Origin of the sequence: Immundisolibacter sp., assembly GCF_050250495.1 — a bacterium.
Taxonomy (GTDB): domain Bacteria; phylum Pseudomonadota; class Gammaproteobacteria; order Immundisolibacterales; family Immundisolibacteraceae; genus Immundisolibacter.
Map to the genome: position 1 here is coordinate 25,728 of NZ_JBFWOM010000024.1, position 7,356 is coordinate 33,083.

Annotated in this window: 8 protein-coding genes; 5 read left to right on the forward strand and 3 right to left on the reverse strand. The window is 70.2% G+C overall.

Features of this window, described 5'->3' with window-relative positions:
* Positions 1–58 precede the first annotated feature (58 nt).
* From hemC to ppk2, 5 genes are read left to right on the forward strand one after another with little or no spacing between them, the layout of a single operon-like run.
* Positions 59–976 carry a hydroxymethylbilane synthase gene (hemC, locus tag AB7F93_RS12720; RefSeq protein WP_428303287.1) on the forward strand — a complete coding sequence of 306 codons (918 nt, stop codon included), beginning with the start codon at positions 59–61 and terminating at the stop codon, positions 974–976.
* Positions 969–1,751, forward strand: coding sequence for a uroporphyrinogen-III synthase (locus AB7F93_RS12725; protein WP_428303288.1), 783 nt, complete (start codon positions 969–971; stop codon positions 1,749–1,751). The genes hemC and AB7F93_RS12725 overlap by 8 nt, the downstream gene beginning before the upstream one ends.
* A 10-nt stretch (positions 1,752–1,761) precedes the next feature.
* Entirely contained in the window at positions 1,762–2,205 is a 444-nt protein-coding gene (locus tag AB7F93_RS12730; RefSeq protein WP_428303289.1) for an NUDIX hydrolase, read from the forward strand.
* Positions 2,205–3,371: a tRNA 2-thiouridine(34) synthase MnmA gene (gene mnmA / locus AB7F93_RS12735; protein WP_428303290.1), complete on the forward strand. Its 1,167-nt coding sequence runs from the start codon at positions 2,205–2,207 to the stop codon at positions 3,369–3,371. Before AB7F93_RS12730 ends, mnmA begins: the two co-directional genes overlap by 1 nt.
* Positions 3,372–3,384: 13 nt before the next feature.
* On the forward strand, positions 3,385–4,152 hold the full coding sequence (ppk2, locus tag AB7F93_RS12740) for a polyphosphate kinase 2 (protein ID WP_428303291.1): 768 nt from the start codon (positions 3,385–3,387) through the stop codon (positions 4,150–4,152).
* Positions 4,153–4,291: 139 nt separating this feature from the next.
* On the opposite strand, the gene AB7F93_RS12745 is transcribed toward ppk2, so the two are convergent.
* From AB7F93_RS12745 to AB7F93_RS12755, 3 genes are all read right to left on the reverse strand, one after another.
* Complete coding sequence (locus tag AB7F93_RS12745; RefSeq protein ID WP_428303292.1) at positions 4,292–4,639, reverse strand: hypothetical protein; 348 nt, start codon at positions 4,637–4,639, stop codon at positions 4,292–4,294.
* 168 nt (positions 4,640–4,807) lie between these two features.
* Positions 4,808–6,034, reverse strand: a complete 1,227-nt coding sequence (locus AB7F93_RS12750) for an aromatic ring-hydroxylating oxygenase subunit alpha (protein WP_428303293.1) — start codon at positions 6,032–6,034, stop codon at positions 4,808–4,810.
* 158 nt (positions 6,035–6,192) lie between these two features.
* Complete coding sequence (locus tag AB7F93_RS12755; protein WP_428303294.1) at positions 6,193–6,945, reverse strand: SDR family NAD(P)-dependent oxidoreductase; 753 nt, start codon at positions 6,943–6,945, stop codon at positions 6,193–6,195.
* Between the last annotated feature and the right edge of the window lie 411 nt (positions 6,946–7,356).

The following is a 7,356-nucleotide window of genomic DNA, read 5'->3' on the forward strand; positions in this document are numbered from 1 at the left end:
AAAGCCGCGCGCAGCCCGCTTGCTAGACTGCCCGCCCCGCCCGCCACCCACGCCGCCGATGAACCTGTTGCGCATCGCCACCCGTCAGAGTCCGCTTGCCCTGTGGCAGGCCGAGCACGTGGCAGGCCTGCTGACCACCGCGCATCCGGGCCTGCGCGTGGAGCTGGTGAAGATGGTCACCGAGGGCGACCGCATCCTGGACCGCGCGCTCAACACCGCCGGCGGCAAGGGCCTGTTCATCAAGGAACTCGAACAGGGCCTGGCCGAGGGCCGCGCGGATCTGGCCGTGCATTCGATGAAGGACGTGCCTACCGAGCTGCCGCCAGGGTTCGCGCTGCCGGTGTTCTGCGCCGCGGCCGACCCGCGCGACGCGCTGGTGTCGGCCACGGCAAACAGCCTCGACGCGCTGCCCCAAGGTGCGCGCGTCGGCACTGCCAGCCTGCGCCGCGGCTGCCAGGTGCTGGCGCGCCGGCCGGACCTGCACCTGGTGCTGACGCGCGGCAACGTGCAGACACGGCTGGCCAAGCTCGACCGCGGCGACTGCGACGCGCTGCTGCTGGCGGCCGCCGGGCTCGACCGGCTCGACCTCGCCGACCGCATCGCGGCGCGGCTGCCGGTCGATGTGATGCTGCCGGCGGTGACGCAGGGCGTGCTGGGGCTCGAATGCCGCGCTGGGGACGACGCCGTGATGGCGCTGCTGGCGCCGCTGCACGAGCCGGACACGGCACTGCGCGTGCGCGCCGAGCGCGCGTTCGCGGCGCGCCTTGGCGGCGGCTGCCACACGCCGCTCGCGGCCCACGCGGTGCTGGACGGCGCGCAGTTGCACCTGACGGGTCTCGTCGGCAGCCCGGACGGGCGGCGCGTGCTGCGGCAGACGCAAACCGGCCCGGCCGACGCGCCGGAGGCGCTCGGTCTTGCCCTCGCCGAGCACTTGATCGCGCAAGGCGCCGCGGAACTGCTGGCCGGCCATGGCTGACGGGGCGCGGCCGGGGGTGCTGGTCACCCGCCCGGCCGATCAGTCCACGCAGCTATGCCGGCTGCTGGAAGAAGCAGGCTGCACGCCGCTGCTGCTGCCGACGCTCGCCATCGAGCCGCTGGCCATTGCCGAACCCACCGCCACGCTGCGCGCCGCGCTGCCGTGCGATCTGGCGATTTTCATCAGCGCGAATGCCGTGCGCCACGCGCTGCCGGTGATCGCCGCCGCGGGCGGCCTGCCGGCGCAGTGCCGGGTGGCGGCCGTCGGCGCGGCGAGCGCGGCGGCGCTGCGCGCGGCCGGTTTCGGCGACGTGCTCGTGCCCGACACGCGCTTCGACAGCGAGGGCCTGCTCGCGCTGCCGGAACTCGATGCCGTCGCCGACCGGAGCGTGGTGATCTTCCGCGGCGAGGAAGGCCGCCGCCTGCTGGCGCAGACGCTCGCCGCCCGCGGCGCGCAGGTGCATGAGGTGGTCTGCTACCGCCGCCGCACGGCAGTCGATCAGGCGCCGCGCCTTGTCGCATGGCTTGCGGCCGGCGCCATCGCGGTGCTCACCGCCACCAGCCGCGCCGGCTACGAGTCGCTGCTCGAACTGGCTGGCCCGCATCTTTCGAAGCTCGCCGATCTGCCGCTCGCCGTGCTGGCCCCGGCGCTTGCCGAACACGCCCGCACGCGCGGTCACCGCGGCCCGATCGCCAGCGCAGAGTCCGCCACCGATGCCGCGCTCGCCGCCGCCGTGCAGCGACTCATCGCCGGGCCACGAAACACCCATTGCTAGAATTTCGCCCATGGTCTGGACACCCCGCGTCACCGTTGCCGCCGTCGTCGAACGCGACGGCCGATTCCTGCTGGTCGAGGAAACGGCCGACGGCCGGCTGGTGCTGAATCAGCCCGCCGGCCACCTCGAACACGGCGAGAGCCTGCTCGACGCCTGCCGGCGCGAGACGCTGGAGGAAACCGGCTGGCAGGTGGAGCCGGACGCCGTGGTCGGCCTGTACCGGCGCATCGAACCCACGACCGGCATCACCACGCTGCGGGTGTGCTTCAGCGCCCGCGCGCTGGCGCACGACCCCGCCCGGCCGCTCGACGAGGGCATCGAGCGCGCTCTTTGGCTGACGCGCGAGGAACTGCTGGCGGACGCCGCGCGCCACCGCACCGAACTTGTGCTGCGCTGTGTGGACGACTACCTCGCCGGCGCCCGCCACCCGCTCGCGCTGCTGGCCCACGCCTGATGGACGCGCCGTTCGGCCTGCCCGTGCCGCCGCCGGCGCGGGTGGTGGTGGGCCTGTCGGGCGGCGTCGATTCGGCCGTGACGGCGCTGCGCTTGAAGCGCGCGGGCTACGACGTGCTCGGTCTTTTCATGAAGAACTGGGAGGACGACGACGCCTTCGGCGACTGCCCGGCGGCGGACGACATCGCCGACGTGCAGGCCATCGCGGCGTGCCTCGACATCCCGGTGCAGGTGATCAACTTCGCCACCGAGTACCGCGAGCAGGTGTTCGCGCACTTTCTCGCCGAATACCGGCGCGGGCGCACGCCGAACCCGGACGTGCTGTGCAACCGGCAGATCAAGTTCGGCGTGTTCCGCGAGCACGCGCTGGCGCAGGGCGCGCAGGCCATCGCCACCGGTCACTATGCCGCGCTGCGCCGCACGGGCGGCTCCGTCGAGTTGCTGTGCCCGGCCGATCAGGACAAGGACCAAACCTATTTCCTGCACGCGCTGACGCAGGCGCAGCTCGCGCCGGCCGGCTTTCCGCTGGCCGACCTCACCAAGCGGCAGGTGCGCGCGCTGGCGCTGGATGCGGGCCTGCCGGTGGCGCAGAAAAAGGACTCGACCGGCATCTGCTTCATCGGCGAGCGGCCGTTCCGGGAATTCCTCGGCCGCTACCTCGTCGCCGACCCGGGCGACATGCTGGACGACTCGGGCCGCGTGATCGGCCGCCACGTGGGCCTCCCCTACTACACGCTGGGTCAGCGCCAGGGCCTCGGCATCGGCGGCGGCCACGGCGCGAGCGGCGATGCCTGGTACGTGGCCGGCAAGGACGCGGCGCGCAACGTGCTGGTCGTGGTGCAGGGGCACGAGCACCCGCTGCTGCTGAGCACAGGGCTTAAGTCCGAGCCCGCCACCTGGATTGCCGGCCGGCCGCCGGCCGCCATGTTCACCTGCACCGCCAAGACGCGCTACCGCCAGCGCGCCGAACCGTGCGAGGTGGCGGTGGCCGACGACGGCCGCTGCACCGTGCGCTTCGCCCGCCCGCAGCGCGCCGTCACGCCGGGGCAATCAGTCGTGTTCTATCGGGACACGGTCTGTCTCGGTGGTGCGGTGATCGATGCGACCACGCCGCTGGTGCGGCACGATTCCCGAGCGCCGCGCGCGGCGGTGACAGACTCGCCATGAACGGAGCGGCGGCATGAAGTCCAAGGACTACGAGCGCCATCTCGACCCCATGCTGCTGGAGCTGAACAACGTGGCGCGCTGGCTGGCCGCCACCGGCAAGCGCGTGGTCGTTCTGCTGGAGGGTCGCGACACCGCCGGCAAGGGCGGCACCATCGCCGCCATCACCGGCAAGCTCAACCCGCGCCAGGTGCGCGTGGTGGCGCTGCCAAAGCCGGACGAGCGCGAGCGCACGCAGTGGTACTTCCAGCGCTACAGCACGCACCTGCCGGCGGCCGCGGAACTGGTGCTGTTCGACCGCAGTTGGTACAACCGCGCCGGCGTCGAGCACGTCATGGGCTACTGCTCACAGGATGAGTACGCGCGTTTCCTTGAGGAAACACCGCACTTCGAACACTCGCTGGTCGACAGCGGCATCCTGCTGTTCAAGTACTGGCTGGCCGTGGATCAGGAAGAGCAGGAAGCGCGCTTCGCCGAGCGCGCCAGCGACCCGCTCAAGCGCTGGAAGCTGTCGCCCATCGATCTGGTGGCGCGCGACAAGTACCGCGACTATGGCCGCGCCCGGGACGTGATGTTCGAGGCCACCCACCGGCCGTGGGCGCCGTGGGTGGTGGTGGATTTCAACGACCAGCGCCGCGGCCGGCTGACGCTGATCCGCCACCTGCTGGATGCCCTGCCCGACTACCGGCTGCCGGACGAGCCGCTCGACCTGCCGCCACTGAAGGAAAAACCGGCCAAAGAGCGTTTTCGCGGGCCGGTCAAGCCGATCAAATCCCGGTATTGAGCACTGCCCCGGCGGCCGCCATTACCGCTTGAAGTCGGGCTGTGGGACGCCCGCACCCGGGCCGAATGCGTACGCCGTCAGCCAATCATTCGCGGCGAGGGCGCCGCTCCCACAAGGGTGTCCCCCGCAGTGCCGACGCTCACCAGCCGCCGCTGCGGCCGAGATCCTCGTGGATGATGAAGCGGTCGGGCGGGAAGGTCTTGGTGACGATGGGCGAGTTGAAGCGCTCCACCGGCGCCGAGGCTTCCACGAAGGCGAACGCGAGGTTCAGCAGGTTCTCTTCCGCCGCCGGCAGCGCGCCCAGCGGAAACTGGTTCAGGTGCTGGATCATGGCGTCGAAGCGCGGCATCACCGCGTCGTAGAAGGCGCGGATGCGCGCCATGTCGGTGCTGATGCGGGCGCGGTTGCGCGCCGCCTCGGTGTCGTGCAGCCAGTACTCGCACAGCGGTTCGAGGTCGGCGAAGGCGGCGGGAAGGCGGTTGCTCATGGTCGGTACTCCTGGTTGGGCCAGGTCAACGCCCGCATCGAGCGCTGACCCTCCGGGGCAGGATGCCCCGGCGCGAAACCCGGGTTTCGCGGAGCGCGTCGCGGGCCTGTACCGCGACGCAGCGAGCCGAAAAATTCCAGGGACGGAATTTTTCGGCAGTTCGACAAATCAGGGCCTGCGGCCCGCCACCCACTCGTCGGCCACCCAGTACTGATGGCGCATGGCGATCTCGGTGTCGCCGATGGTCTGCTCGGTGATCACGCCGGAGTCGAACGCCTTCTGCGAGAACTCCATGGTGCTCATGTCCTCGTAGACGGTGTCGCGCAGCACGATGCGCGTGAACTCCTGCGCCAGCCGGTCGCCCGCGTCGGCGGCCTGCATCTGGTAGATGTTCATGTTCCAGATGGTGTCGTTCTCGGACACCGGCCAGAAGTTGTACGTGAAGTACCAGCCGCGGCCGAGATCGCAGAAGAAGTTCGGGAAGAACACGTTGATGTCGAACCACCACGACTCGTCACCCGATGGGTTCAGACCCCGGCTGTCGCCCTCGTCGGCCTTCACGAAGCCGAAGTGGCCGTACTTGTAGGCGATGGCCTCGGCCGGTGTCGGCTGAATGTCGGTCTTCAGCCACGCCGACACCGACCGGTGCGGGCCGTAGAAGCGCACCGAGGTCGGCAGTGCAAGCTCGATGTCGCCCGCGCCCGGAATCGCGTTCCGGTGCAGGTAGGTCGCGTGGTAGGCCTCCTGAAAGGCGTCGATGCACAGCTTCCAGTTGGCGTTCACCCGCGCCGTGTAGTGCGCGATGTGCTGGCACTGGTCGAACGGAAAGCCGTCCATGTCCTTCGCGAGCTGGCCCATGAACTCGGCCAGCGACTGCGTGGGCTGCGGGTTCCAGTGCACGAAGATGAAGCCGTTCCAGGTGTCGCAGGCCAGCGCCTTGAGGCCCAGCTTGCCCTTGTCGAACCCATCGCCGAACGACTCGATCGCCGGCACCGCCTGCAGGCTGCCGTCGAGCCCAAAGCCCCAGCCGTGGAACTCGCAGGTGAAGCCGCGCGTCTGGCCGCAGGCTTCCGTCGCCAGCGCCATGCCGCGGTGGGTGCACATGTTGTGGAAGGCGCGGATGGCGCCGTCCTTGCCGCGCACCACCACGATGTTGCTCTTGAACACGTGCAGCTCGCGCGTGAAGTAGTCGCCCGCGTTCGGGATTTCCTCCACGCGGCCGACCTGCAGCCAGGCCTGCTTGAAGATCTGCTCGCGTTCGCGCTCGAAGTACTCGGCCGAGGTCACGGATTCGGACGGGATCGGCCCCGTGCCCATGTCCGGCACCGGCGTGCCGAACTTCATGGCGTGGCGTGGGCTGAACGGAAAGCGGACCGGCGACTGCGGGGCATTCATGAGGGCTCCTCCTTGTCCGGGCCATCCTCGGCCCGCTGCCTGTTGCAACCGAACGGTCGATTGCCTAGCAAGCATTAGAAAAGGAGGGCGCCCCGCGGCCTTGATAGACGTCAAGAAGGCGGACGGGCCGCGCCGCCCGCCCGCGACTCACCCCGGTCTTACTTCGAGCGCATGCCGCCGTCCACGCGCAGCACCGTGCCGGTGATATAGCGCGCCTCGTCGCAGGCCAGGAACAGCACCGCGTCGGCGATCTCTTCCGGCTCCGCCCAGCGCGCCAGCGGCGTCGACTGGCTGATGAAGCCGGCCACCGCCGGGTCGTCGATCAGGTGCTGCGTCATGCCGGTGCGCACGCCGCCCGGCGCCACGCCGTTGACGCGCACGCCCTGCGGGGCGGCCTCGACGGCGATCTGGTTGATCAGGCCGGCCGTCGCGTACTTGGATGCCGTGTACGCCGCGCCGCCGCCGTTGGCGCCGAGGCTCGCCACGGAGGCCGTCATCACGATGTTGCCGCCGCTCTTCTTGAGCTCGGGAAACGCCGCCTGACAGGCGAAGAAATAGCCCTTCACGTTGACCGCCATCACGCGGTCGAACAGCGCCTCGTTGATGTCCGTGAATGGCGCGAAGCCGTCGAACACGCCGGCGTTGGCGAACAGCACGTCCAGCCGGCCGTGCGCCGCGAGCGCCGCCGCCACCAGCGCCTCGACGCTGGCCTTTTGGGTCGTATCGACCGCCGTGAACGCCGCCTTGCCGCCCGCCGCGCGAATGTCCGCCGCCACCGCCTCGCCGCGCGCGGCGTCGATGTCGCCGATCATCACCGCCGCGCCCTGCGCCGCGAAGCCGCGCGCCGTCGCCGCGCCAATCCCGGACCCGCCGCCGGTGACCAGCACCGCCTTGCCATCGAACCGCGCCATGTGTGCTCCCCTCCTGGCCGTGGCGACCGTGCCACGGACCGGACGATAGCCGAAGATGGGCGGCCCCGTGCGCGGGGCGTGGCTCGCCAGGCATAGACCCCTGCGCGGCCGAAACCGGTCTATGGCGCGAGCCCCGATGCGGCCACCCCAGGATCGGCGGGCGTGATGAAGCCGATCGTCCGCTTGCTGATGAATCAACTCTTCGTCAAGTCCGCCCACTTGGGTAACGGGCTTGAAGCGTCACGTGGTACGGCCCAATGGCGCCACGTCAGTGCTTCAACCGATCGAGATTGCGTCGTGAAATCGCAGTGACACCGGCGTCGCCGCCGTGATGCCGAGATCTCGCAAACTGTTGAAATTTGGTGGGCCGTCTGGGAATCGAACCCAGGACACGCGGATTAAAAGTCCGCT